This window comes from Lacinutrix salivirga (genome assembly GCF_053604675.1).
On sequence record NZ_JBSHNP010000140.1, the window covers coordinates 1 to 26,505 of the forward strand.

At 31.1% G+C, this 26,505-nt stretch carries 24 protein-coding genes, 1 other RNA gene and 1 pseudogene; 12 read left to right on the forward strand and 14 right to left on the reverse strand.

Annotation, left to right across the window (positions count from 1 at the left end; all coding sequences use genetic code 11):
- Together ACVC5O_RS13120 and ACVC5O_RS13125 are read right to left on the reverse strand one after the other, a co-directional pair.
- A pseudogene (locus ACVC5O_RS13120) lies at positions 1 to 4,109 on the reverse strand (hypothetical protein); the annotation flags it as partial.
- A 39-nt stretch (positions 4,110 to 4,148) separates the two neighbouring features.
- The gene (locus ACVC5O_RS13125) at positions 4,149 to 4,598 is read right to left on the reverse strand and encodes a hypothetical protein (protein ID WP_452221943.1); all 450 of its coding nucleotides are present in this window, start codon (positions 4,596 to 4,598) and stop codon (positions 4,149 to 4,151) included.
- Positions 4,599 to 4,857: 259 nt separating this feature from the next.
- Between ACVC5O_RS13125 and ACVC5O_RS13130 the strand changes: the two genes are divergently transcribed.
- The 4 genes from ACVC5O_RS13130 (at position 4,858) to ACVC5O_RS13145 (ending at position 8,979) form a co-directional block, all read left to right on the forward strand.
- A complete protein-coding gene (locus ACVC5O_RS13130) occupies positions 4,858 to 5,346 on the forward strand; it encodes a SixA phosphatase family protein (RefSeq protein WP_452221944.1) in 489 nt (162 codons plus the stop codon).
- 38 nt (positions 5,347 to 5,384) lie between these two features.
- Positions 5,385 to 7,433 (forward strand): polyphosphate kinase 1, encoded by a 2,049-nt coding sequence (gene ppk1 / locus ACVC5O_RS13135; RefSeq protein ID WP_452221945.1) that lies wholly within the window; start codon positions 5,385 to 5,387, stop codon positions 7,431 to 7,433.
- Positions 7,433 to 8,335 (forward strand): Ppx/GppA phosphatase family protein, encoded by a 903-nt coding sequence (locus ACVC5O_RS13140; RefSeq protein ID WP_452221946.1) that lies wholly within the window; start codon positions 7,433 to 7,435, stop codon positions 8,333 to 8,335. Before ppk1 ends, ACVC5O_RS13140 begins: the two co-directional genes overlap by 1 nt.
- 110 nt (positions 8,336 to 8,445) lie before the next feature.
- The gene (locus ACVC5O_RS13145) at positions 8,446 to 8,979 is read left to right on the forward strand and encodes a porin family protein (RefSeq protein WP_452221947.1); all 534 of its coding nucleotides are present in this window, start codon (positions 8,446 to 8,448) and stop codon (positions 8,977 to 8,979) included.
- A gap of 67 nt (positions 8,980 to 9,046) precedes the next feature.
- Here the strand turns inward: ACVC5O_RS13145 and miaE are convergent, their stop codons facing one another.
- From miaE to dnaX, 3 genes are read right to left on the reverse strand one after another with little or no spacing between them, the layout of a single operon-like run.
- Positions 9,047 to 9,628 (reverse strand): tRNA isopentenyl-2-thiomethyl-A-37 hydroxylase MiaE, encoded by a 582-nt coding sequence (gene miaE, locus ACVC5O_RS13150; protein ID WP_452221948.1) that lies wholly within the window; start codon positions 9,626 to 9,628, stop codon positions 9,047 to 9,049.
- The gene (locus ACVC5O_RS13155; RefSeq protein WP_452221949.1) at positions 9,615 to 10,184 is read right to left on the reverse strand and encodes a hypothetical protein; all 570 of its coding nucleotides are present in this window, start codon (positions 10,182 to 10,184) and stop codon (positions 9,615 to 9,617) included. Before ACVC5O_RS13155 ends, miaE begins: the two co-directional genes overlap by 14 nt.
- A gap of 10 nt (positions 10,185 to 10,194) precedes the next feature.
- Positions 10,195 to 11,907 carry a DNA polymerase III subunit gamma/tau gene (dnaX, locus tag ACVC5O_RS13160; protein ID WP_452221950.1) on the reverse strand — a complete coding sequence of 571 codons (1,713 nt, stop codon included), beginning with the start codon at positions 11,905 to 11,907 and terminating at the stop codon, positions 10,195 to 10,197.
- 207 nt (positions 11,908 to 12,114) lie between these two features.
- Here dnaX and ACVC5O_RS13165 point away from each other — a divergent pair, with 207 nt between their 5' ends.
- Together ACVC5O_RS13165 and rnpB are read left to right on the forward strand one after the other, a co-directional pair.
- Positions 12,115 to 12,924, forward strand: coding sequence for an alpha/beta hydrolase (locus ACVC5O_RS13165; RefSeq protein WP_452221951.1), 810 nt, complete (start codon positions 12,115 to 12,117; stop codon positions 12,922 to 12,924).
- 62 nt (positions 12,925 to 12,986) lie between these two features.
- Positions 12,987 to 13,299, forward strand: an RNA gene (gene rnpB / locus ACVC5O_RS13170) — RNase P RNA component class A.
- Positions 13,300 to 13,357: 58 nt separating this feature from the next.
- Here rnpB and ACVC5O_RS13175 read toward each other — a convergent pair.
- From ACVC5O_RS13175 to ACVC5O_RS13190, 4 genes are all read right to left on the reverse strand, one after another.
- Positions 13,358 to 13,885 carry a hypothetical protein gene (locus ACVC5O_RS13175; protein ID WP_452221952.1) on the reverse strand — a complete coding sequence of 176 codons (528 nt, stop codon included), beginning with the start codon at positions 13,883 to 13,885 and terminating at the stop codon, positions 13,358 to 13,360.
- Positions 13,886 to 14,008: 123 nt separating this feature from the next.
- A complete protein-coding gene (gene rsmD / locus ACVC5O_RS13180; RefSeq protein ID WP_452221953.1) occupies positions 14,009 to 14,557 on the reverse strand; it encodes a 16S rRNA (guanine(966)-N(2))-methyltransferase RsmD in 549 nt (182 codons plus the stop codon).
- Positions 14,557 to 15,378, reverse strand: a complete 822-nt coding sequence (locus tag ACVC5O_RS13185; protein ID WP_452221954.1) for a DUF3822 family protein — start codon at positions 15,376 to 15,378, stop codon at positions 14,557 to 14,559. Before ACVC5O_RS13185 ends, rsmD begins: the two co-directional genes overlap by 1 nt.
- Positions 15,359 to 16,099, reverse strand: a complete 741-nt coding sequence (locus ACVC5O_RS13190; RefSeq protein ID WP_452221955.1) for a hypothetical protein — start codon at positions 16,097 to 16,099, stop codon at positions 15,359 to 15,361. Before ACVC5O_RS13190 ends, ACVC5O_RS13185 begins: the two co-directional genes overlap by 20 nt.
- A 125-nt stretch (positions 16,100 to 16,224) precedes the next feature.
- Here ACVC5O_RS13190 and ACVC5O_RS13195 point away from each other — a divergent pair, with 125 nt between their 5' ends.
- From ACVC5O_RS13195 to ACVC5O_RS13220, 6 genes are read left to right on the forward strand one after another with little or no spacing between them, the layout of a single operon-like run.
- Complete coding sequence (locus ACVC5O_RS13195; RefSeq protein ID WP_452221956.1) at positions 16,225 to 17,664, forward strand: ATP-dependent DNA helicase; 1,440 nt, start codon at positions 16,225 to 16,227, stop codon at positions 17,662 to 17,664.
- A 51-nt stretch (positions 17,665 to 17,715) separates the two neighbouring features.
- Positions 17,716 to 18,282 (forward strand): DUF4126 domain-containing protein, encoded by a 567-nt coding sequence (locus ACVC5O_RS13200; protein WP_452222068.1) that lies wholly within the window; start codon positions 17,716 to 17,718, stop codon positions 18,280 to 18,282.
- A 50-nt stretch (positions 18,283 to 18,332) separates the two neighbouring features.
- Complete coding sequence (kdsB, locus tag ACVC5O_RS13205) at positions 18,333 to 19,061, forward strand: 3-deoxy-manno-octulosonate cytidylyltransferase (protein WP_452221957.1); 729 nt, start codon at positions 18,333 to 18,335, stop codon at positions 19,059 to 19,061.
- A gap of 53 nt (positions 19,062 to 19,114) precedes the next feature.
- Positions 19,115 to 19,819 (forward strand): HAD family hydrolase, encoded by a 705-nt coding sequence (locus ACVC5O_RS13210; RefSeq protein WP_452221958.1) that lies wholly within the window; start codon positions 19,115 to 19,117, stop codon positions 19,817 to 19,819.
- Between the two features lie 36 nt (positions 19,820 to 19,855).
- The gene (locus ACVC5O_RS13215; RefSeq protein WP_452221959.1) at positions 19,856 to 20,938 is read left to right on the forward strand and encodes an iron-containing alcohol dehydrogenase family protein; all 1,083 of its coding nucleotides are present in this window, start codon (positions 19,856 to 19,858) and stop codon (positions 20,936 to 20,938) included.
- Position 20,939: 1 nt separating this feature from the next.
- The gene (locus ACVC5O_RS13220) at positions 20,940 to 21,488 is read left to right on the forward strand and encodes a 1-acyl-sn-glycerol-3-phosphate acyltransferase (RefSeq protein ID WP_452221960.1); all 549 of its coding nucleotides are present in this window, start codon (positions 20,940 to 20,942) and stop codon (positions 21,486 to 21,488) included.
- Positions 21,489 to 21,738: 250 nt separating this feature from the next.
- Here ACVC5O_RS13220 and ACVC5O_RS13225 read toward each other — a convergent pair whose 3' ends face one another.
- From ACVC5O_RS13225 to ACVC5O_RS13245, 5 genes are all read right to left on the reverse strand, one after another.
- Positions 21,739 to 22,161 carry a hypothetical protein gene (locus tag ACVC5O_RS13225; RefSeq protein ID WP_452221961.1) on the reverse strand — a complete coding sequence of 141 codons (423 nt, stop codon included), beginning with the start codon at positions 22,159 to 22,161 and terminating at the stop codon, positions 21,739 to 21,741.
- Between the two features lie 84 nt (positions 22,162 to 22,245).
- Positions 22,246 to 22,992 carry a YebC/PmpR family DNA-binding transcriptional regulator gene (locus ACVC5O_RS13230; RefSeq protein ID WP_452221962.1) on the reverse strand — a complete coding sequence of 249 codons (747 nt, stop codon included), beginning with the start codon at positions 22,990 to 22,992 and terminating at the stop codon, positions 22,246 to 22,248.
- A gap of 53 nt (positions 22,993 to 23,045) precedes the next feature.
- On the reverse strand, positions 23,046 to 24,080 hold the full coding sequence (locus ACVC5O_RS13235; protein WP_452221963.1) for a hypothetical protein: 1,035 nt from the start codon (positions 24,078 to 24,080) through the stop codon (positions 23,046 to 23,048).
- Positions 24,081 to 26,141 carry a carboxy terminal-processing peptidase gene (locus ACVC5O_RS13240; protein WP_452221964.1) on the reverse strand — a complete coding sequence of 687 codons (2,061 nt, stop codon included), beginning with the start codon at positions 26,139 to 26,141 and terminating at the stop codon, positions 24,081 to 24,083.
- A gap of 23 nt (positions 26,142 to 26,164) precedes the next feature.
- Positions 26,165 to 26,455: a 4a-hydroxytetrahydrobiopterin dehydratase gene (locus ACVC5O_RS13245; protein ID WP_452221965.1), complete on the reverse strand. Its 291-nt coding sequence runs from the start codon at positions 26,453 to 26,455 to the stop codon at positions 26,165 to 26,167.
- Positions 26,456 to 26,505: the final 50 nt, after the last annotated feature.

A 26,505-nucleotide genomic window follows, 5' to 3' on the forward strand; every position in this document is an offset into this window, starting at 1 on the left:
GTTACAGAACCATTAGTAGGATTGGTGTTAGCAGTTACAGTTTGGTTATCGCCTTCAAAATCTTCATCATTAGTTAATACATTACCAGAAACAGGTTGACCGATAAAAGTATTGTTGATATCTACGATGGCGTCTGTACAATTTGTTAATATTTCAGTACTTACAGTTGCTGTACAACCATTTGCATCTAACACCGTAATTGTATAATTTCCTATTGCTAAATCAGTAAACTCGCCACTAGGTTGGTAACTTGTACCTCCATCTATAGAATAACTATAAGGTTCAATTCCTCCAGATCCTTCAACTAGGATTTCTCCTAAACCTTCACACACAATATCGTCTTGTCTAATAATAGAAACAGAAACATTAGTTGCAGGTTCAATAATTGTAGCAGAATTAGTTGTAGTACATCCATTTTCATCGGTTATAGTTACTGTATATGTACCTGCAACAACATTAATCAAATCTTCTGTAGTTGAATTATTAGCATCATTCCAAGAAAAAGAATAATCACCAGTACCACCATTAACTGTAAGATCTAAAGAACCAGTAGCATCACCTCTACAAAATATATTAGAGATTGCAATACCAGAACTAAGAATATTAGGTTCATTAATAGTTATGGTTGTACTTGTTGTACATAACGTAGTTGTATCAGTAACAGTTAATGTATAATCACCAGCAGGTAGGTTATTTACAGATGTAGTTGTATTAGGTATAGAATCCCAGCTATAAGTAAAATTCCCAGATCCACCTATTACAGTAGCAGTTATAGTACCATTACTTTCACCATTACAAATTGCAGGAGTAGAAGTTCCGGTAACTGAAAGATTATTACAAGTTCCAGGGTTTACAGTTACAGTTGTAGAATCTGTACATCCATTAAAATCAGTAACAGTAACTGTATATGTACCAGCACTAAGACCAGAAATTGACTCTGTAGTTTCGCCTCCAGGAGACCAAGAAATGGCATAAGGCTCTACACCACCAGTAACTGTAGCTGTAGCTGTGCCATCACCAGTTGCAGGACCTAACTCATCTGTAGTAGTAGCTGTTACGTTAAGTGCGTTAGCAGGTTCTGTAATAGAAATTGTGTCTTCTACAGGTTGGCAAACTGTACCATCAATAGTTACACTGACATTATAAACACCAGCTGTTAAGTTTGATAAGGTACTCGAAGTTACACCAGTATCTATTTGACCTGTTGACCATTCGAAAGTAAAAGTAGCATTAGGATTTGCACTAGAACTAGCCGAAACAGTACCAGAACCAGTATTATCACTTGTACATAGTACATTTGTAACGTTAGTTATAGATATTTCAGCATCACAAGTATTTACACATTCTATAACTATGCTTTGTGTTATTTGGCATCCATTATCATCAGTAACTATTACGCTATGTGTACCATCTGGTAAATTTGTTGCAGTAGCAGTTGTTTGATTATTAGCAGAAGCACTCCATTGGTAGCTGTAATCTGGTGTTCCTCCAGAGACAATAGCTGTTGCTTGTCCGTTATTACAACCTTGGGCAGTAGTAGCATCAATTTTACTAATATTTAGACTTAAAGGACTGGCAGGTTCAGTAATTGTTGCACTTAGAGTAGTTGTACAACCATCTACAGCATCTGTTATAGTAACGTTATATGCACCAGCTAAAACATTAGATAGATCTTCTGTAGTTGAATTATTAGAATCATTCCAAAGAAAAGTGTAATTTCCTGATCCACCAGAAACAGTTATATCAATGTTACCTGTTGCTTCACTTGTACAAAATACATTAGTTACGTCTGTTACTGAAGCAGATAAAACTTGTTGATTAACTGTAATTACTTGCGTATGCGTCGTTGTTAAGTCACATTCATCTGTAGCAATCCAAGTTCTAGTAATGTTATAACTACCAGTACATATATCTCCAGATTGTACTTCATTAAAAGTTACAATAGCATTTCCGCAGTCATCATTAGCTGTAAGAGTAGGAGCATTTGGAATATTATTAATATCAACAGTTTGGTTACTTGGTAATGTTTCAACAAATGTAGGAGGCGTATTGTCTTCTACAGTTATAGTTTGAGTATGTGTGGCAGTTAATCCACATTGGTCAGTTGCAGTCCAAATTCTAGTTAAAGTATAATTTCCAGGACACGACCCATCAATTCTAGTTTCATTTAAAGTAACATTTACGGTACCACAATTATCAGTTGCTTGAACATTTGCTGGATCAAGAACATTGTTACAATCTGATGTAATATCACTTGGCAAAGGGGTTGTGAATTCTGGGTCAGTAGTATCATTTACTGTTATTACCTGAACATAATTAGCGATTGTCACTCCACATTCATCAACAAAATTAAATGTGTTTGTATATGTACCATTATTGGTACAATTGCCATTAGGAACAAAAGGTCCAGCTGTTTTAATTGGAGTTAATCCATTACAATTTGCTACAGGAATTAAGGCTTGTGCTTGTTGTAAAGCAGAAGAATTATTACATTCAATAGTTCTGTCCAATTCTCCAACAGCTGTAACCCAAGTTGCAGTAGGTTGATTTATAGTTACTACATCTGGAAGTAAATTTCCAACATTACATTCGTCCACTGCAGATGAACTAGTTGTTGTTTGTTGCTCAGGATTAATAACACCATTATAGGTGGCAACAAATTGCAGCGAAAAATCCAAATCACAAGATTGATCTAAAAAATAACATTCATCTTGTAGTTCGAAATCGAAACTTATATTTACAGGTAAACCTCCAGCATTTGCTAATCCATCGGCAACATTAAAAGTTAATGTGTTATTAGTAAACGTAAAAGTTACACCATTTGGCAAGTTGTTGGCTATAACATTAGCTACTTGTGGTGGAACTGCTGCGGTTATAATAAGGTTTTCTACATCATCATTACCAGAGTTTTGAATATTAAAATCAAAATTCACAAAATCTCCAGGATTAGATGCAGCACCTCCAGTATTTAAATCTAAAACAATTGGGCTAACATCAGGCTTATAAACCTCAATAGCTAATCCCATAAGGTATAAACCATACGTTTCTTGATTAGAAGTCATTCTAAATGTAGCAGATGTCTGGTTGTTACCAATTAATGAATTGGAAGGATTATTTAATGAAAATAATGCCGCATCAAAACCTAAAGTATTTGTACTAGCTGGGTTTCTGTTTGTAAAATTAGAATTACCAACAGTAATACGACTATTAAAAAAATTGTTTGCTGGTCGTTGAGGAGCAGTAATATCAACAAAAGTATTAGAGGTGTTTCTAATTTGTAAACGATCTCCAGTTAAATCTCTATCGCCTTCTAAAGCTCCAATTACTAAATTTGATCTTACATTTCCATTAGGTACAGTTTGAAAACCATCAAAATCTATATTAAAATTGTTAACAGAACTTGTGACATGAGCATAACCATCAAAAAGCGTAATATTTTTTTGAGGTAATTCTGGACTTTCGTAAACAAAAACAACTTGCCAGCCACCTGATGTTCCTGTATTACCTCCATCATGAGAAGTTAAAGAACCCGTTTTAGCTTCAACATTAGCAACTTGGTATTTTCCAAAGGGATCAAGATTATCTATTAAATTAGAAATATCTTTTACACATATATAAGGATCGTTAACAAAATGTGTGTCTCGACCTCTAAATAAAACCTGGTCTGCAGTTAAAGTTGTATAACTTGTCTGGCCAGGAAGCATTAATTTTACATCGTTGAAATTCCAATTTGGTTGGTTATCTCCGTTAGTTGAAGGCTCTCTATCTGCAGCAGCCCAATATAGATAAGCTTTAATTACAGTTAAACATTTAACACTAGGATTTGGATTGGTAAAATTGGCACTACTGGAATTAAATGTGGTATTATCATTATCAATATCTACATACACATTGTCTGTAAAATCATGATTTCCATCTTCACCATTATAGTTTCCTGTTGCAGTCCTTGATAGCATGTTATTTGCTATCATGCCAAAATCTCCCCTTACAGTTTCATTAAACCTAGGTTGAAATTGTTGTTGTATTTGAGAAAAAGCAGAGGTTACACTTAAAAACAAAAGTGCAACAAATGCTAATTTTTTTATACTCAAAATAGTAATATTCTTCATAAATCCCTTTTTTTAGAATAACTTTTTTATAGCCTATAATTAGTTGACCTTAGTTGGGTCTTGAACTAGCGAGTTCATTTTTATTGAAGTCAAGATGTTAGTTTGACTATTAGAAGCTTCAATAGCACTGCAATTCCATGCGGAATGAGGTGCAGTATTTGGAGCAATTTTCTTTAAATAAAATTTAACAGAACTGTTTCCACTAACTGAAATTTTACTAATCTGTCGCGTTCTTTCTAAATTATAAAATTCAAAAGTAAAGTCTGTGTGTTGTTTGTGAAATTCATCTCTACAATTTAAATTCTTATTCTTTAAATCTAGAGAAGTGGTACTAGAAGTGTTATTTGTAATTTGTAATACATACAAATGTGTTTTTTCAGTATTTGGCTTATCGCTTTTTTCAACGATTGTAAACTGAAAGTCTTCTTGTGCAGAAATCATATTGAGTCCAGAAAAGAAAATTACAAATAGTATTATTATATTTTTCATACTTTATAGTTTAATTTGCTTTATATTTTGATTACAAACTAATTTTCTAAAATATTCTGGAGGGAAAATCGTGCTTCAAAGAATTACGACGCAGAGTTTTAGGTTATGATTTGGGATCATCATATTGTTTAATAGCTTAACAAATTAATATTGTAATCAATTATTATTCAAATATAGAAGCTATAAAACTTAAATACTCGTTAAATTGTTCAACAAAAACTATTAATCGATAAAACACATTATTTAATCGACAAATGTAATGAAAAAAATACAAATCATTCGGCACGCTAAATCTTCTTGGAAATATGACCTTGTAGATCATCAACGACCGTTAAAGAAAAGAGGAAAAAGTGATGTAAAACTTGTCGCTAAACATCTTAAAAACAATATAATTAAACCAGATTTAATTTTATCTAGTGATGCAGTTAGAGCAAAGCAAACAGCTTCAATTTTTATTAAAAAAACAAGATTAAAAATTGTTGATTTTGAATTAAATAATGCGCTCTATGATTTCTCTGGAGACTCATTAATTGAAGTCATAAAATCTACTCAAAATTCTGTAAATATTTTAATGCTTTTTGGTCATAATTATGCGCTTACAAATTTTGTAAATTCTTATGGAAATTTAGTTATAGATAATGTGCCTACAAGTGGGTTTGTAGAGATAGATTTTGACATAAATTCTTGGAAAAATTTAAACAGAGGTAAAACAGTAAGAAGAGTATTTCCAAAAGATTTAAAAGATTAAATTTAATAGAATATATTTGTAAAAAATTGATAGAGAAAATGACAAAAAGCAACACCTATATTAATCGAGAATTAAGTTGGTTACAGTTTAATTCTAGAGTGCTTCAAGAGGCTGCAGATGAAAACGTTCCACTTATTGAGCGTCTTCGTTTTTTAGGAATTTTTTCAAATAATTTAGATGAGTTTTTTAAAGTACGATATGCAACTGTAAAACGTATAGATCAAGCAGGAAAAGGAGGTAAAAGTGAGTTGGGAATTAAAGCAAGTGAACTTTTAGAAATTATTACTCAAACAGTGATTAAAAAGCAAGCAGAAAGCCTTGTTATTTTAGATGATATTCATAAAAAATTAGAAAAAGAAAATATTTTTATTATTGATGAAAAGCAAGTCGATTCTTATCATCATGAGTTCATTAAAACTTACTTTTTTCAAAACGTTAGTCCAGCGTTAGTTACGATTGTTTTAAATGAGGATGTTGACCTTCCTAACTTAAAAGATAGTGCAGCCTATTTGGCCATAAATATGGTGCTCCAAAATAACAAAAATCAATATGCTTTAATAGAAATTTCTAAAAGTACAGATCGCTTTGTAGTATTGCCAGAAAAAGAGGGTAAGAGCTATATTATGATATTAGACGATTTATTGCGCTACTGCTTAAAAGACATCTTTAATATCTTTAATTACAAAACAATTTCTGCGCACATGATTAAAATTACACGCGATGCAGAGTTGGATTTAGAAAGTGATTTGAGTAAAAGTTTTATGGAAAAAATTTCCGATAGCGTAAAAGACCGTTTAGATGGTGAGCCTGTAAGGTTTGTTTACGATAAAACTATAGACAAATCTACTTTAGAGTTCTTAATGTCTATTATGGGAATTGACTCTACAGATAGTATAATACCTGGTGGACGTTACCATAATCGTAGAGATTATATGGATTTCCCAAGTTTAGGCCGACAAGACTTATTATACGAAAAAATAAAACCTTTACCAATAAAAGGACTTAATTTAGAAGACAGCTTGTTTAAAGCAATTTCTAAAAAAGACTATTTACAATACACACCATATCATACATTCTCTAATGTTGTTAAGTTTTTAAGAGAAGCCGCCTTAGATCCAGAAGTAAAAAGTATAAAAATCACTATCTATCGATTAGCTCAAAATTCACAAATTGTAAGTTCACTAATAAATGCTGCTAAAAACGGCAAACGCGTAACCGTTTCTATGGAAATACAAGCACGTTTTGATGAGCAAGCTAATATTGATTATGCCGAGCAAATGCAACGCGAAGGCATAAATCTAATATTTGGAGTTCAAGGATTAAAAGTACACAGTAAAATGTGTGTGATAGAACGTCTTGAAGGCCGAAAATTAAAACGTTATGGTTTTGTAAGTACAGGAAATTTTAACGAATCTACGGCAAGAGTATATACAGATTACACACTATTTACAACAAATCAAAAAATTTTAAAAGACATTAATAAAGTATTTAATTTCTTTGAAGTAAATTATAAAATTAATAGATACAAACATATAATTGTCTCTCCACACTACACAAAATCTGCATTATTTAAGCTAATTGATAAAGAAATTGAAAATAAAAAAGCAGGAAAAACAGCTTATATTAGACTTAAAATGAATAGCATCTCTAGCTATAAGATGATAGATAAGTTATACGAAGCTAGTAGAGCAGGAGTTAAAATACAAATGATTGTAAGAGGAATTTGCTGTTTAATTCCAGGTGTTAAAGGTATGAGTGAAAATATTGAAATCATTAGTGTTGTCGATAAATTTTTAGAACACACAAGGCTCTATATTTTTTGTAATAATAATGATGAAAAAATTTACATATCATCAGCAGATTGGATGACAAGAAACATAGAAAATCGAGTAGAAGTAAGTTGTCCTATTTACGATCCTGAAATTAAAAAAGAACTTATAGATACTTTTGAAATATGTTGGAACGATAACGTAAAAGCTAGAATTTTAAATAAAGCACAAAACAATGTTTATAAAAAGAATTCTAATAAAAAAATACGTTCGCAATTCGAAACTTATACGTACTACCAAAATAAATTAAAAGCCTAATGTTAGTAATTAAAAAATATGCTGCCATAGATATTGGATCTAATGCTGTTAGGTTGCTAATTGCAAATATTATTGAAGAAAAAGGAAAACCAATTCGCTTTAAAAAAAGTTCGCTTGTAAGAGTGCCAATACGATTAGGAGCAGATGTTTTTTTAAAAGGCAAAATAAGTAAAGAAAACACAAAACGCATGCTAGATACCATGCAAGCCTTTAAACTACTAATGCAATCTCATAAAGTACAAAAATATAAAGCTTGTGCCACTTCTGCTATGCGAGAGGCAACAAATGGAGCAGATGTTGCAAAACAAATTTTAGACCACACCAACATACAAATAGATATTATTGAAGGTGAAGAAGAAGCTGCAATAATTGCTGCAACCGATTTGCACTCATTTATAGACGATAATAAAACCTATTTATATGTAGATGTTGGAGGCGGAAGCACAGAGTTTACAGTAATTGAACGCGGAAAATCTATAGCCTCACGCTCCTTTAAAATTGGTACAGTACGATTGTTAAATGATATTGTTAAAAAAGAAACTTGGGAAGAATTAGAGTATTGGATTAAAAAACATACTGCAGATTACGATAAAATTGAAGTTATTGGGTCTGGAGGAAACATTAATAAAATTTTTAAACTCTCTGGTAAAGCTCTTGGCAAACCATTAACCTATTTCTATTTAACGTCTTATTACAATATGTTACAATCCTATTCTTACGAAGAGCGTATAACAAAATTAGACTTAAATGAAGATAGAGCAGATGTAATTATACCTGCTTCGCGCATTTATTTATCTGCAATGAAATGGAGTGGAGCAAAAGATATTTACGTCCCTAAAATTGGACTAGCAGATGGTATAATTAAAAGCATGTATTATAACACTGTTAAAAGTCATACATAGTGTAAAACACACTTTTTATCTACAAAATATTTTTAATTTATTAAAATAATATATATTAGCTTTGTTTTTAACGAATCGAAAATAAAAATAAAATAAATAACTAATCAATTATGAAAAAATCTTTACTATTATTTGCCTTAATACTTACTTCTTTTTACGGCTTCTCACAAGATGCCTTGTATGGTGTAAGAGCTGGTTATAACATTTCTAACCTAGATTTTGAAGATGAGTTTGCAACTACAGTACCACATAACCATAGAAATGGTTTTGCTATTGGTTTTTTTGCAGAATATGGAGTCTCAAAAAAAGTATCTATTGCTCCAGAAATTCAATTTTCTGCAGAAGGTTCTAAACAAGAATCTTTACGTATAGATTACATACAAATGCCAATTTTAGTAAAATTTAAGCTTAGTGATAAACTTTCTATTGGAGTAGGACCACAGGCAAGTTTAAAAGGACATGAATATGAAGATGGTTATAAAAACTTTGCCTTTTCAGGAATTGGAGGCTTAGAGTTTATGATATCTGATGAGTTTTTCTTTGATGCAAGATACACTTACGGAATAACAAATGTTTTTGATGATGAAGTTGGAATTGAAGCTAAAAATGCTAACATTCAAATTGGATTTGGTGTAAAATTCTAAACCAATAAAGAGTTATAAAAAAAAAGCCAATACTAGTCGTAATGGCTTTTTTATGTGTTATAATTTTTTATCCATGTATGGTTTCTTTTTTACTTAACTTTTTCATTATTTCTGCTTCAAAGTCAAGTAAATCATTCCATTTTTTATCTACCTCTGTTCGGTCTCCATATTGTCTTGCAAAGCCTAAAAACATGGTATAGTGATTGGCTTCACTAACCATTAATTTTCTGTAAAACTCAGCTAGTGTTTCATCTTCTAGCTCTTCCGATAGTAACCTAAAACGCTCACAACTTCTAGCTTCAATTAAAGCAGCATAAAGTAACCTATGGACTAATTGCGTTGTTCTGCTTCCTCCTTTAGGGAAAAATGTAATAAGCTCTAAAACATAGTCGTCTCGTCGGTCTCTACCTAAGGTCCAACCGCGTTCTAAAATCTTATCGTGTACCATTTTAAAATGGCTAATTTCTTCTTTTACCAAAGCAGTCATTTCTGTAACCAAATCAGAATATTCTGGGAAACTTACAATTAATGAAATTGCAGTACTAGCCGCTTTCTGCTCACAAAACGCATGATCAGTTAAAATATCTTCAATATTTTTTTCTACAATATTTACCCAACGAGGATCGGTTGGTAGTTTAAGTCCTAGCATTATTATTTATTTCTTTTAAATTATAGTTTCCGTTAGTATCAATGGTTAAATAAAAATCCGGACAGTTTACACTTCTGGGAATACATTGCGAAATAATAATATTCACTTCGTTTGTTGTTAATGTTGTAAGCTCATCGACTACTGCAACGTTACTCAAGTACTCATTACCTAGGGCATACTTATTATTTAGTGTGTTTAAAAAATCGTTTGTCAAGTTTTGACTAAAAATAAGCTTATCATTTTTATACACCTTAATATCGTTTATTAGCGTTCTATGGTATTCTAAATGTGTAATTGTAGCAACCTTATATTTTTTTAAAACACTACTATCCATATCGAGATAACTTTTAATTTTAACTCTAAATCCATTACTTAAAATGGTATCTGTTTCCGTTTCTGCATAAGATTCTGGAATATACTTTACATGCTCAGAAAAAGAATCTAAAAGTTTATTTTCTACTAAAATTTCTTCTGGAGATTTATGTATTCTGTCACGTCCATCGCAACCAGCAAATGTAATGATGCAAAGGAGTAGTATAAGTGATAAATATTTCATTTTAAAATAATTAAATGTCTAAATCAAAGGTTTTCCGAAGGGTATCTAAATTTGGATTCTTTTCGTTTAAAAGATCAAATTTTTCGCGTGTAGAATAAGCGTATTTCTTTTCTAACTCTTCATTAACCTCAATAACCAAGTTAATATCAAAGTTATTTAATTTTTTTCGGATGTATCCTAACAAATCATATTGTTGGCGTTCTAATTCGACTTTATTAGTAGCATTAGGGAATTCTAAATGCACTTCTGTTCCTTTTACTTTAGGTGTGTCTATTGATAAAATGGAGGCTAGATTGTGTTTTCCTTTTTTTATAATTAACTCAATAAACTCATTCCAAGCTTCAATAAGTTGTTCTTCGGTAAAATCATCTTTTGGTAAATCTTCTTCGTCTAAAACAACATCCATTTGTTTTATTAGGTGCTCTTTTTTAGCTTTTATACTTTTTAAAGACAGTCCAGAAGTTGGTTTTTTATCTGTAGTGTTTAAAACAATTTTAGAAGTGTTTACGACTTCTGGCTTTTGCTTAGCTACTTGTTGTGCCGTTTCAGAGACGTTTTCTTGTGTAGGAGTTGTTTTTTGTGGTTTAACTACAGCAATAGGAGTGATGCCTATTTTTTTAAAATAGCTTGCAGGTATTATGTAGTTTTTGCTATTTTTTTTTTCTCCATCAAAAGTGATAGAGGCTAATTGCATTAATGTTAACTCAACTAGGAGTCGTTGGTTTTTACTGCTTTTATATTTTAAATCACAGTCGTTCGCCAACTCAATGCCTTTGAGTAAAAATGATTGAGAGGCTTTTTTACTTTGTTCTAAATACTTAGCTTTTGTTTGTTCGCCAACTTCTAGTAAAGTAATAGTGGCTTCGTTTTTACAAACCAACAAATCTCTAAAGTGACTTGCCAAACCAGCTATATAATGATGGCCATCAAAACCTTTAGATAATGTGGTGTTAAATTGAACGAGTAATTCGGGAATTTTATTTTCTAAAATTAAGTCTGTACTATCAAAATAAGTTTCGTAATCTAAAACATTTAAGTTTTCGGTAACGGCTTGTCTTGTTAAGTTGTTACCAGAAAAACTAACTACACGATCAAAAATAGAAAGCGCATCTCGCATTGCACCATCCGCTTTTTGAGCAATAATATGTAGTGCATCGTCTTCGGCAGTTATGCCTTGTTCTTTTGCTATAAACTTTAAATATTCTTTTGCATCTGTAACTGTAATGCGTTTAAAATCGAAAATTTGGCAACGCGATAAAATGGTTGGTATAATTTTATGTTTTTCAGTTGTTGCAAGAATAAATATGCAATGTTTTGGAGGCTCTTCTAAAGTCTTTAAAAAGGCATTAAAAGCAGCTTGAGAAAGCATGTGAACTTCATCAATTATATACACTTTATATTTACCTACTTGTGGCGGAATACGTACTTGGTCTGTAAGATTTCTAATATCATCGACCGAGTTATTGGAAGCAGCATCTAGTTCAAAAATATTAAATGCAAAATCCTCGTCGCTAGCTTCAGAGCCATCGCTATTAATCATTTTAGCCAAAATACGAGCACAACTGGTTTTACCAACACCACGTGGTCCTGTAAATAGTAAAGCTTGCGCTAAGTGATTGTTTTCAATAGCATTTTGCAACGTATTTGTAATCGCTTGTTGTCCCACAACATCTTTAAATGTTTGAGGTCTGTATTTACGCGCAGAGACTACAAAGTGTTCCAAAATTTGGTAGAAATTAGATTAGCGTTTTAAACACTAAATTTGATTTATAGCAAAGTTAAAAAATCCAATCATAATTTAGTATTCTTACTTTATAATTTAATAGGAGTTATTAACAAAAAATGAGTTACGAAATCATTGTATTGAATTTGTCAAAAAAACATCGATTTTAGTAACTTGCTTACAGTTAATTTTCAATACATAGAAAACATGAAAAAAACAATCTACTTTTTATTAAGTCTAACATTATTTTTTAGTTGCAAAAACAACTCAATTGTGAATAATGATACTATTCCAAAGCATGATAGTTTAACACTATCTTCAAAATTTGTGAATGAGGACAGAGTAATCAATGTTTGGACACCACCAAATTATAATGAATCTGTAGATCGTTTTCCTGTTTTATATATGCCAGATGGAGGAATAAAAGAAGATTTTCCGCATGTTGCAAATACGTTATCTAAATTATTAGTGGAGAAAAAAATCCCTCCATTTATTTTAGTTGGAATAGAAAATACAGAGAGAGGAAGAGATTTAACTGGGTTTTCTGAGTCTGAATACGATAAGCAATTTTGTCCTGTAACAGATGGTGCCAAAAATTTTAGAGCTTTTATCACCAATGAGTTAATGCCTGAAATAAATAAAAGCTATAAAACAAATAAAAGTAAAGGTATTATTGGCGAGTCACTTGCAGGTCTTTTTGTAATGGAAACATTATTTTTAAAACCAGATAGTTTCGATTTTTATATTGCAATAGACCCTTCGCTTTGGTGGAATAATCAATATTTAGTTAAAAATGCAGATTCCTTGTTAACGAATTTACCAAATAGAAATACAAAATTGTGGTTCGCAGGATCTGATGCAAAGGATATCTCCAAAGCAACACGACGCTTAGAGAAAATTTTAGAGAATGACTCTACAAAAAAGTTAACATGGAAATACTCCGACGAACCCAACGAAAAACACAGTACAATTTTTCGAGCTACTAAAGAAAAAGCATTAATATGGTCTTTAAATTAAAGTTTGAAAACAAATTAGTATTTCGTTTATTAATCTAGACTTCTTTATTGTAATTTTGCTAGTAAGTAAATCGCCTTATCGAACCAAACGTGTTTTGGTTAGGAAAGTCCGAACACCATAGTGTAAACATAGTGGCTAACAGCCACCAGTCGTAAGGCTAGGAAAAGTGCAACAGAAAGTATGTACAGGTAATGCTGTAGTGAAACCAGGTAAACTCTATGTGGTGCAATGCCATGTAAACTAGTGCTTGAGCGTACACGCGCGATGCTAGAGGGTAGGCAGCTAAAGTTTATTAGTAATAATAAATGTAGATAAATGATAAGGGTCTCAATATTAATTGGGATACAGAATTCGGCTTATAGATTTACTTACTTATACAAAACCCTTCATGTTAAATTTGAAGGGTTTATGTTTTTTATACTATGTTTTAGTGTTATTGTTTTGGAGGAACCAATTGGTAACCTAACGCTTTTGCGACTGATAAGTCATCATAATAAATAGTACTTTTTTCAATTTTTCCATTGTTTACAAAAACGGTTAATTGATAAGGCATTTGTATATCTTTTCCGTTTTGAGTAAAGGAATACGTTCCCCATTGATATACCCAATCGCCCTTGTATTCGCCTTGTTTGACTCTAATGGTTGCCGATACAAAGTTTACCTTTTCATTGCTTCTAACTTGGTGTATTTCTGTCCAAGATTTAATAGTTTCTTTTTTAGTAATAGAATCATTAAGAGCAGGACCATAACCTATATAGATGTCGGAGAGCAATTTTTCGGCTTTAGACATGTCGTTTCCAACTAAAGCGTTAACGTAATCGCTAACCACTTTAATGTCTGTATCTGCTTTTGGGTTTTCACCTACTATATCTTTATAGCTTGGTGCTTTTTCTTGCGAGAAAGTAAATTGACTTCCTATTATTAAACATAGCAGTAATAGTGTTGTTTTTAACTGTTTCATAATGTATAGTGTTGATTAATAGCGACTACAAGATATGAAAAAAAACAAATAAACCAATATAACTAACTGATTTACAGTATAATTACGTAAGAAAATAAATATGGAAATATTTTAAAAGCGTGTTTAATCAGCCTTAGGCAACTCAAAAAAACTAAACATATTTCCTCCATAACTTTTGGAGTAGGCGTAGTGTGGCAAATGAGAAATACTTGTGTGTTTGGAATGTTCTACAATTAAAACACCATCATCTTCTAATAAGTTATTTTGAAACACTAGTGTTGGTATTTTTTCAAATTCTTCAACAGGGAAATCGTAAGGTGGATCTGCAAAAATAATGTCGTGCTTTTGTGTTGATTTTTCTAAAAATTTAAATACATCGCTTTTGATGGTATTTATATTCATATCAAAAGCTTCAGCTGTAGTTTGAATAAATTTAATGCACCCAAAATTAGCATCTACACACAAAATATGTTCTGTACCTCTAGAAGCAAACTCGTAACTTATGTTTCCACTTCCAGCAAATAAATCGAGTACAGAAATATCGTCTAAATAATAAAGATTGTTAAGTATATTAAACAATGCTTCCTTTGCCATGTCTGTTGTTGGACGTATTGGTAACTTTTTGGGAGCTGTAATTTTTCTTCCTTTATATTGTCCAGAGATTATTCGCATTATAGGCTTTTTAAGAGAGTGAAATCAGAGTAGTTAGTTTTTGGTGCTTCTGTGTAGGTAAAAGTATCGTAACGGTTACCAAAACTAACGTTTCTAATATATTTGTAGGCTATTTTATAATAATCATCATCTTTATTTATGTTTCCTAAAAGAATGATATCAGCTGTTTCAGGATTTAAATTAAGTTGCTCTATAGTGAATAGAATATAGTATATAAAATCTTCTTTTGAATTTATTTCAAAGGAATTATAAAGTACTAATTTTCCTGATTTTGTAGCTACTATTTCAAAATGATTTTCAGAACAATTTACATGTATTTTGGTAGTTAGCGTGTTCTTTTCTTGTTTCAAAATAGTTTCGACTAAAACTGTAGAATGATGCTTATAGGTAAAATCGCCAAAGTGATCGAATATAAAATTATTAATATTTACGTAAGGTACATAAACATTAACGCTGTCGTTTATATTAAGCATATCGTAAGCTATAAAATCTGTACTTAAAATCTTGGCATTAAATTTTAAATAATCGGCTTTACAATCTTCGTTAAACAGTGCTTTAGGCACAAATGTAGATAATGCATTAACGTGTATAAGCTGTACAGTTTTAAACGATTGATTTAGTACAGCTTCTGTATTAAAAACATGTTTTAAGGCATCTAAAAGCGTAAAAGGAGTTAGTGTATTTTGTGAGGGAAAGTGTTTTAAATGTTCTATTGTGTTGGTCTTTGAGTTTAAAACACAAAAAGAAAGTCCACTCAAACTAATTTGAATGGACACTTCCAGATTGGTTAATATATTATCCTTATTTTTTTGTATTGCCATACGTTTGTGGCCAGTTTCCGTTTGTTTTTACATCTTCCATAGATCCTACTCTAATGGCATTACCATTAACAGCTTCTACAGATTGTACTAGATTTTCTTTAATTACAAAATCTTCTTGCTGATCGTGTAAAATATCTCTTTTTAAAACAAAAGCTTCAAAAACAGGCGTTTTAATGTCTTCGCCAATTTGGCCAGCATTCATTGTAAATTTTGTACCTTCTTTTGCAAAAGGTACATTCATCATTGTTTTATATCTATTCGAGGTCTTAAATAAAGAATCTTTTACAGGAGCGTAACCAAGAGTATCAACAACAACAATATCTTTTTTAAATTCCACACCTCCATAAAGCCTTGTCTTCTCTTTATCTATAATTGTAGAATCCTTACGTTGCGTTATAGTAAACTTAGCAGTATCTATAAATTTTACAAGTTCATCAAAACTAGCAGTATATTTTCCTGTCACTTCTTTATAGGCTAATTGAGAGTCTCTAATATCAATTAATTTATCAATTGCAGCAGCGTAACGTTTTTCTTTTATTTCGTTAAATTTAATTTCGCCGTAAACAGACATAAATGTTTTATAGCCTAAAAAAGCAATAAGTACCCAAAGTAAAATCATTAAAACAGGTTTAAATTTACGAGGCATAAATTTATCTATTACCCAAACAATAAGAATAGTTAGTAATATTACTGCTACAGCAATAAGAATTAAGTTTAACATAGTGTATGTATTAAATTATAATTAATGGTCTAACGCAAATCTACAATTTTTTTTTATTCGTAAAAACGATAAAGAGTAAAAATCATTTTTATATTTGAATAAATGTTGAAAACTGCCTTGATTTAATGACGAAATCCGAATTTTACACACTCTTAAAAAAGCAATTCCCTTTTACACCAACTACAAAGCAAGATATTGTGTTGCAACAACTATCTCAGTTTATATTTGACGATTCTAAAAATAGTGTATATTTATTAAAAGGCTATGCAGGAACTGGTAAAACTTCAATCATAGGTACAATAGTTTCTAATTTATGGCATGCTAAAAAAAGTGCAGTTTTAATGGCTCCAACAGGTAGAGCAGCAAAAGTAATTTCTAATTATTCGGGCAAAGAAGCCTTTACAATTCATAAAAAAATATATTTTCCTAAAAAGGATAAAGGAGGAGGATTAAAATTTATTTTACAACCCAATAAACATAAAAATACCATTTTTATAGTTGACGAAGCCTCTATGATACCAGATATTGCAGGCGAATCTAAATTTTTTGAAACTAGCTCTTTGTTAGACGATTTAATGCAATATGTGTATCAAGGTCATAAATGCAAATTGCTATTAATAGGCGATACTGCTCAATTACCTCCTGTAAAACTCGATTTAAGTCCTGCATTAGATGAAAACACATTAAGTCTTAATTACAATAAAGACGTAATTAAAATGGAGTTGGATGAAGTGGTTAGGCAAGAGCAAGACTCAGGTATTTTACTAAATGCAACCGAGTTGAGAGAAAGTATTGCTAATAATTTTTTTGAAAGCTTTAAATTTAATATTAAAGGTTTTAAAGACATTGTACGCTTAGTAGATGGCTACGATATTATGGATGCTATTAACGACTCTTACAGTACTTTAGGACAAGAAGAAATGGCAATAATTGTAAGAAGTAATAAACGCGCCAACCTCTATAACCAACAAATACGAAGTCGCATCCTCTTCCAAGAAAACGAATTAAATTCTGGAGATTATTTAATGGTAGTTAAAAATAATTATTTTTGGATTAAGCCTACAACCGAAGCTGGTTTTATAGCCAATGGAGATATCATTGAAGTTTTAGAAATTTTTGCCATTAAAGAATTGTATGGTTTCCGATTTGCAGAAGTTAAAGTACGTATGGTAGATTATCCAAAAATGCGTCCTTTCGAAACCGTTTTAATGCTAGACACCATCTCTGCAGAAACACCATCGCTTCCTTACGAAGATTCTAACCGTTTGTACCAAGAAGTGATGAAGGATTACGACAATGAAACCAGTAAATATAAAAAGTTTTTAAGCGTAAAAAACAATAATTATTTTAACGCGTTACAGGTTAAATTCTCGTATGCAATAACTTGCCACAAATCGCAAGGAGGACAATGGAATACTGTGTTCGTAGAACAACCCTATTTACCAAACGGAATAGATAAAGAGTATTTACGCTGGTTATACACAGCAGTAACCAGAGCCAAAGAAAAATTGTATCTTATTGGCTTTAAAGACGATTTTTTTGAAGAAGAAGAATTAATAAATTAAATAAAAAGTAGTCTTCTATTTTAGGAAGCAATCACAAGGTAAAACATGGAAATAACACCAGAAACAATTATTAGTATCTGTTTAGGTATAGGCTTATCGGCATCGGTTGGTTTTAGAGTATTTGTGCCACTATTTGCGTTAAGCTTAGCCTCTTATTTTGGCGCTTGGGAGCTCAACGAGTCTTGGCAATGGGTAGGAAGCCTCTCAGCAGTAATCATACTTGGAGTGGCAACTCTAGTCGAAATTTTCGCCTACTATATTCCTTACATTGATAACGTATTAGATACCATTGCTGTGCCATTGGCAGCAATTGCAGGAACAGCAGTCATGGTCTCTACAGTTGCAGATTTGAGTCCAGTTATCACATGGACCTTAGCCATAATTGCAGGAGGAGGCACTGCTGCAGTAGTTGCAGGTAGTACAGGAACCACACGTTTAGCCTCTACAACCACAACTGGAGGTTTAGCAAACCCATTAGTGACCTCTGTAGAAACAGGAACATCAGTATTACTATCTATAGTTTCTATAGTGTTTCCTTTTTTGGCAATTTTTTTAGTAATTATAGTGTTTTGGATTATTTTTAAAGTTTACAAAAAGTTTAGTAAATCCAAAACCTGAAATAATATTAAAAGTCTTACTTTTGAGTACTAAACTATTTCTCTTTTAAAATGAAAATAATCGCAATGATTCCTGCACGATACGCAGCTTCCAGATTTCCTGGCAAGCTTATGCAAGATTTGGAAGGAAAGCCTGTTATTATTCGTACTTTTGAAGCTACAGTTAACACAAAGTTGTTTGACGATGTTTATGTAGTAACAGATAGTGCCATTATTTATGATGAAATAACTGCACATGGTGGCAAAGCTATTATGAGTAAAAAAGAACATGAGTGCGGAAGCGATCGTATTGCAGAAGCTGTAGAATTAATGGACGTGGATATTGTTGTAAATGTTCAAGGCGACGAACCTTTTACAGAGGTGGATTCACTTAAAAAGTTAATACAAGTATTTAATAACGACCCTAAAAAGGAGATAGATTTAGCCTCATTAATGGTTAAAATTACAGACTGGGAAGAAATAGAAAATCCAAATACCGTAAAAGTAATTGTAGATAGTAACGATTTTGCTCTATATTTTTCTAGAAGTCCAATCCCTTTTCCAAGAGATAAAAGTGTAAGCGCTAAGTACTATAAACACAAAGGAGTCTATGCTTTTAGAAAAGAAGCTTTATTAGATTTTTATAGATTACCAATGTTAACTTTAGAAGCTTCAGAAAAAATTGAATGCATACGCTATTTAGAATATAGTAAAAAAATAAAAATGGTAGAAACAAATGTTCAAGGTGTAGAAATAGACACACCTGAAGATTTAGAACGCGCAAAAAAACTTTGGAAATAACGCACTATTTTTATAAAAAAAACAGAAAAGAGATAGTAAAAATTGAAAATTAATTGAATAAAGAATACCAAAATATAAAAGTAATTGGCTTTGATGCAGACGACACGCTTTGGGTTAACGAAACCTATTTTCGTGAAGCCGAAGAGGAATTCGCTAAACTATTAAGCCATTATGAAACTCCAAATAAAATAGACCAAGAGCTTTTTAAAATGGAGCTTGCAAACTTGCCAATTTATGGTTATGGTGTAAAAGGCTTTGTTTTAAGTATGGTAGAAATGGCTCTGGAATTATCTAATAAAAATGTATCTAACGCTACGATTCAAAAAATATTAGACATAGGAAAGTCTATGCTAAATAAACCTGTTGAATTATTAGATGGAGTAGAAGATGTACTAAAAGCGGTCTCTAAAGAGTATAAACTAATTGTTGTTACTAAAGGCGACTTATTAGATCAGGAAAGAAAATTAGAAAAATCAGGATTGCTTAGTTATTTCCATCATATTGAAGTTTTAAGCGATAAAAAAGAAGATAATTACTCTAAATTATTAAACCATTTAGATATAAATCCAACACAGTTTTTAATGATTGGGAATTCGTTAAAATCAGATATTTTACCATTAGTAAATATAAACGCTAAGGCTATTCACGTACCTTTTCATACTACTTGGGCACACGAGCAAGTCACAGAAAAGGAAACAAATGGCAAAGACTATAAAACAATTAAAAGCCTAAGAGCGCTTTTGGAGGTTTTAAATTAATTAAAAAAAGTATATTTTTATCACAGAAATAGAGCGATGAGTTATAAAAATTTTCCAATGGTGTCCAAAGTAATTTTTGGACGAAGTTGCTTTAATCAATTAGAAGAAATTGTTTCTCCTAAACGAAAAAATGCGAACGCACCATTTATATATTTTGTAGATGATGTTTTTAAAGGAAACTCTTGGTTAACCTCCAGAATTCCTTTGTCTTACGAGGATAAACTTATTTATATCTCTGCAAAAGAAGAACCAAAAACATCTCAAATTGATGCTTTAGTAGAGCAAATAATTTTAGATTATAAAGAACTTCCCTCTGGAATAATTGGCATAGGAGGAGGTACAGTATTAGATATTGCAAAAGCAGTTTCAATAATGCTTACTAATAAGGGTGAATCTAGCGATTACCAAGGCTGGGATTTAGTAAAAAATCCTGCTGTGTATCATGTAGGAATACCTACTATTTCTGGAACAGGAGCAGAAGTGTCTAGAACTACTATACTCACTGGACCCAAACTAAAATTAGGTATAAACAGTGATTATACACCTTTTGATCAAGTTATTTTAGATCCTGAATTAACCAAAGATGTGCCAAAAGACCAATGGTTTTATACAGGTATGGATTGCTATATCCATTGTATAGAATCTTTAAACGGAACCTTTTTAAACGCTTTTAGCCAAACTTATGGAGAAAAAGCACTGGACTTATGCAAAGAGATTTTTGTAGAAGATTCTCTTTCAACACAAGATTCGCAAGATAAATTGATGATGGCGAGTTGGCATGGCGGAATGAGTATTGCTTACTCTCAAGTTGGTGTTGCTCATGCAATGAGTTATGGTTTGTCGTATTTATTAGGTACAAAACATGGCATAGGAAACTGTATTGTTTTTGATCATTTAGAAGAGTATTATCCTGATGGCGTAAAACTTTTTAAACAAATGAAAGCTAAGCATAATATAGTATTACCTCAAGGCATTTGCGCAGAACTAAGCGACAAAGAGTTTGATATTATGATTAATGTTGCCTTAAGTTTGGAGCCTTTATGGGAAAATGCCATTGGTAAAAATTGGAAAAAAACTATTACGCGAGAAAAGTTAAAAGCGCTATATCAAAAAATGTAATATGCGCGCAATTGCTAAATTCATATATTTTAAACTTTTAGGTTGGAAAGTTGTAGGTAATACAAATTTTTCTAAAAACACAGTAAAGAAAGCTGTAATAATAGCCATACCACACACAAGTTGGCACGACTTTTATATTGGCGTTTTATTACGAAAAGTTGTAGATGTAAAAACTAATTTTGTTGGTAAAAAAGAATTGTTTAAATGGCCATTTGGCTATTATTTTAAAGCAATTGGTGGTGCTCCCTTAGACAGAACTTCTGGTCAAGATAAAGTGCAAGCCATTGTGCAACTCTTTAAAGAAAAAGAAGAATTTAGATTAACACTAGCTCCAGAAGGTACCAGGAAAAAAGTACACTCTTGGAAAACTGGCTTTTACTATATTGCAAAAACCGCTAATGTGCCTATTATAATGTTTACTTTAGATTTTAAAAACAAGCAAAACAAAGTATCAGAGCCTTTTTACCCAACAGATGATAAAGAAGCAGATTTTGATTTTATGAGATCTTTTTTTGAAGGTGTAAAAGGTAAAAAACCTGAATATTCTTAATTTTTTTTTGAATTATAATAAATAGTTTTATATATTTATTTTGTTATTTAATCTTATAAACTAAATAATTCCCTCTTTAATTTATTGAAATATTAATTTAATTTCCAAGCACTTTTAATAAAAATTTGGCATGGATTTTGAATATTGTTATATGTAATTATTAATGAAACATAAAGTAAACGTAAGTCCCTAAAAAGAAACATTAATCATTGCAAAATAAAGCTGCCTTATCTACTTAGGCAGCTTTTTTTTATTCTAATTTTTTAATAGCACCAGAAAGCTTACTAGATTCGTAACCTTCTAAATACGATGTAAAATATTGTATATCGTTTTTAATACTATCTATTTGAACAAATAAACGTTTATTAAGCATTTCTGGTGGCACTAATCCTTCTTCATCTTTAGGATTAATAGGAATTAAAGTGTATAGACAATCGTTAATCCAATTGATTTTAAAATTTATAGAATGATTTGTATTAATATCTTTTTCATATTGAATTGAGTCGTTACGAATAATCACAGAAGTATGGTTTATGGCTTCATCCTCGATTATAAACTTACCTGTTTTAAAGCTCCTGCAGTCTTTTTTAGAGGCTTTACTACTTGTTATTGCACTACCACAGCCAAATAATATAATTGCGAAAACAAAAGTAAAATTTATTAATTTTTTCATAGTGATTTAAAAGGTATGTTTTTGGAAAAAAAATAGAGGGAATTTCCCTCTATTTTATATTAAATAATTATATAAAAATTTTTGTTATTCCGAAGATTCTTCCATAGTATGATATACGTTTTGTACGTCATCATCTTCTTCAATTTTTTCTAAAAGCTTTTCTACATCTGCAACTTGCTCTGGAGATAATTTTTTAGTGACTTGTGGAATGCGTTCAAAACCAGAAGAAATAATTTCTAAATTGTTTTTTTCTAAATAGGATTGGATATTTCCAAAGCTTTCAAAAGGCGCATAAATAAGTACAAAGGTTTGTTCCTCTCCGTTTTCATCTTCATCTGTATCTTCAAAAATTTCTTCTACACCATAATCTATAAGTTCTAATTCTAATTCTTCTAAATCTAAATCTTCTACTTTTATTTTAAAATTACAGGTATGGTCAAACATAAACACTACAGATCCAGAGGTTCCTAAACTACCATCACACTTATTAAAATAGCTTCTTACATTGGCTACTGTTCTGTTATTATTATCTGTTGCTGTTTCTACTAAAACTGCAATTCCATGAGGTGCATAGCCTTCAAAAATAACTTCTTTATAATCGCCTTGATCTTTTTCGCTGGCTTTTTTAATAGCGCGTTCTACATTATCTTTAGGCATATTTACAGATTTCGCATTCTGTATAACTGCTCTTAATCTAGAGTTACTATCAGGATCTGGACCTCCTTCCTTTACAGCCATTACAATGTCTTTGCCAATACGTGTAAAGGCTTTACTCATTGCAGACCAACGTTTCATTTTACGTGCTTTACGAAACTCAAAAGCTCTTCCCATTTTAATCTATTTTTTTATTATTATCACAAATTTAAAAATTCTACACTATCCTACTAATCATTTGGAATGTGTTTACTCAAAAATTTAGAATTTGTTGCGTTTAATTGTTCTACAATTTTTTGACGTTTTGCATTTAACGTTTTATTTACTTTATTATAATTTGAAATTGCTTTATTTACTTCTTTCACCTTTTTATTAAACCCATCAACTTGCTCCTTGGTTCTCTTTTTTTGTGGCGTTTTTTCAATTGTTTCTTGTAGGGATTTTACATCTTCGCTTAAAACATAAAAGTCAACTATTTGAGGAATATATTTATCGACTTCTTCTATATAAAATTCAAAAGTTTCTTTAGTATTTTCTATTAGTGATTTATCGTTTTTATAAATAGGTGCAGTTTTTAAAAGCGTTAAACCTTCGATTGCACTGGTTTTTAAAGCATTTGCATTTTGTTGTATTGCACTTACATCTTGTTTGCTTATAGCATCCCAAAGATATATTTCGTTTATCCTAACTTTAAAGTTTAATAAGTACATGTCGTTATAAATTTTAAACACCTCGTTAGAGAGTTTCATGTTTTTACTTAAATCACTTTCGTTTTCTATAATATTTACGTTGTATTTATCTGCAAATGCTTGAAATTGTTGTTCGTACAATTCCTGCGCTTCAGTCATTTTTTTATCGGCTAATTCTCTTGCTAACAAATAGGCTTCCATTAAATCGTATGATTGCTCTGCAACCTCTTTCATGTCTATAATTTTTGCATAATCTTGGTTAAGCATATTTTCGTTTAAACGCATAAGTGCTAACACTTGGTTTTTAAACTCGTCTCCATCATATCCTTCTGCGCGTTGTAATTTTAATAGTGCTTTTTGCACAGATTTAACTAGTACGTTACGTTTCCCTTTTATTGTTTTTGCACTTTTGCTATGCGCTATTGCTTTAGTATATTTCCAATTATTTTTTGTAATTGTATTTAATTCTTTACCTACAAAATTTAAATAGTCAACAGGAGTTTTAAATTTTTGCGCTTGAGCAGAAAATGTGATTAAGAAAATTGCGAGGAGTAAAAATTTAGTAATTATTTTCATTTAATTAGGTTTGTTAAGGTTTAGATAGTCTTTTAAAATGTTATAGGCTTCATGTATGTAAATATTTTCTCTAAGTTCTTTTACTTTAAAATCGTTCTCTTCTTTTAAACCATCGTCAAAGCCTATTTTTTCTTGAGTGGATTTTGTGTTTTTTACTTGTATTTTTAAACTATTTTCTGGTTCGTTTTCAAAAAGCTTATTCCATTTGTCGTAGTAATCATCTTTTCGTTTTTGTACACGCTCTAAAGTTATTGGATAACTTTTTGCTATTCCAAAGTAATTATCTATTAAATGTTTGTTTACACGTTTGGTTAACGAAAAATCTATTGAGGAATCTACACGTTTTTTGCTTTGCGTTATTAGATTGTTTATCTCTAGTTTAGAATACGGTTTATGCTTTAGTTTTACTGAAATGGTATCGTTTTTTAAAGCATATTTCTCAAACTTTTCGCTGGTTTTAAAGTTATCGTAAGGCGATGGTAAAATAATATCAGGAATTACGCCTAAACTTTGGTGGCTTTTACCTGTAACTCTATAAAAAGCTTCAATTGTTAGTTTGCAAAACCCAAGATCTTCAGTTGTGCTTAATGGGATTACAGTTTGTGCGCTCGATTTGCCATGCGATGGTGAGCCTACAATAATAGCTCTATTATAATCCTGCATAACACTTGCAAAAAACTCTGATGCAGACGCACTATAATTATTAATTAACACTACAATGGGTTTATTAAAAAACGTACCTCGTTTTGGGTCTCTTATTGTAAAGTGCTCATCGTTTTTATATCTTAATATGGCTAATGGTCCTTTATCTATAAACATGCCAGAAAGCTCAGCAGCTTCTAACATTGAGCCTCCACCATTAAAGCGTAAATCGAGTATAAGACCTTCAATTTTTTCTTTTTGTAGTTTATACAGTTCTTTTGCAATATCGTGTGTTAGTCCTAATCCATGTATAGAATCGTCATTGGTATAAAAGCTTGGTATATTTATATAGCCAATTTGGGAGTCTTCACCAATTAAAAACCCTGTTAAGTCATTTTGCCTCACTTTAGTTTTACCTTTTGTGAGCGTTATAGTTTTTAAATCTCCGTTTTCTTTTTTTATTTTAAAATGTGCTGTACTGTGAGATTCTTCGTTTAAAAACGAAAGGATATCGTTATTAGAAAGGCATAATGTTTCTAAAGTATCTCCATTTGATGACACCGATTTTAGAATGTCGTTTTCAGAAAAATTACCGTTTTTATCTGCAGGACTTCCTGGTGTGATGAAAGTTATTATAATGTCTCCATTACTATTTTTATCGGTTAGTAGTCCAAAAGTAAGCGCGTTACTAGAGAGCGAGTTTTCGAACTGAGTTTTTTCAGAATAATTAAAAAATGAAGAATTTGCATCGTGATAATGTACATAAGCATTTAAAAACGCTTCTTTTACAAATCGATCTAAGCTGCCTAATTGTTTTTCGAATTCATCAATTTTACACAATTCATTTTGAATAATTTTAGGTTTTGTAATTTTTTCTAAAGCTAAAAAATTGGCTTGTAGGCTATCAAAATTATCAGACTCATCTACAATACTCTCTAATATTTTACTTCTTATATTTTTGTTCCAATAGCGTTTTACACTTTTATCGCTTTTAAAATAATTAAATAATGATGTTTTTGTAAAGCGTATGGTGTCCTTACCAGAATAGTCAAAAGTTTCGTTTTTTAAATTAGAAAGTATGCTTTTGGTTTCGCTAACCCGTTGTTGTAATTTGGTGGTGTATTTATCTAAAAAAGTACAAGTATTAGTTTGTAAATAATTATCTAATAACAATTCATCTGAATTAAAAAATTCTATATCAGATTGATGAAAATAGTTTTTTTCTACATCTATATATTTTAAAAACAGTCCAAAAACACCTTTGGATAAACTGTCGTTATTAGGTTTTGCTTTGTAATGATTTTCTTTTACTACCTTTTGGATTGCAGCAACTTGTTTACAAAATAAGGTGTCTTTTTGTGCAAAAGTAAAGCCAACACATACAAAGTAGGTGAGTAGCGCAAGTTTATATTTAGTCATTTAATTAGTGGTAATTGTGGGAATTAGTCTTGCACTTCTACAATGGCTTCTATTGCTTCTGCTAATTTAAAATCTTTAGTAGTAACGCCATTTGCATCGTGAGTGAACAACGTAATTTTTAATGTGTTATAAGTGTTAGACCAATTAGGATGATGTTGTTGTGCTTCGCACTCAAAGGCAATTCGACTCATTGCACTAAAGCAATCTTTAAAATTATCGAATTCAAATTCTGCGTGTATGGCATTGTCATAAAAGTCCCAATCCGGAAATTGTAGAAGTCGTTTTTCAATATCCTCCTCATTAAGCTTAGTCATAGTTAATTTTGTTAGATAATAAATGTAATTAAAAAAGTAATAAAAATCAA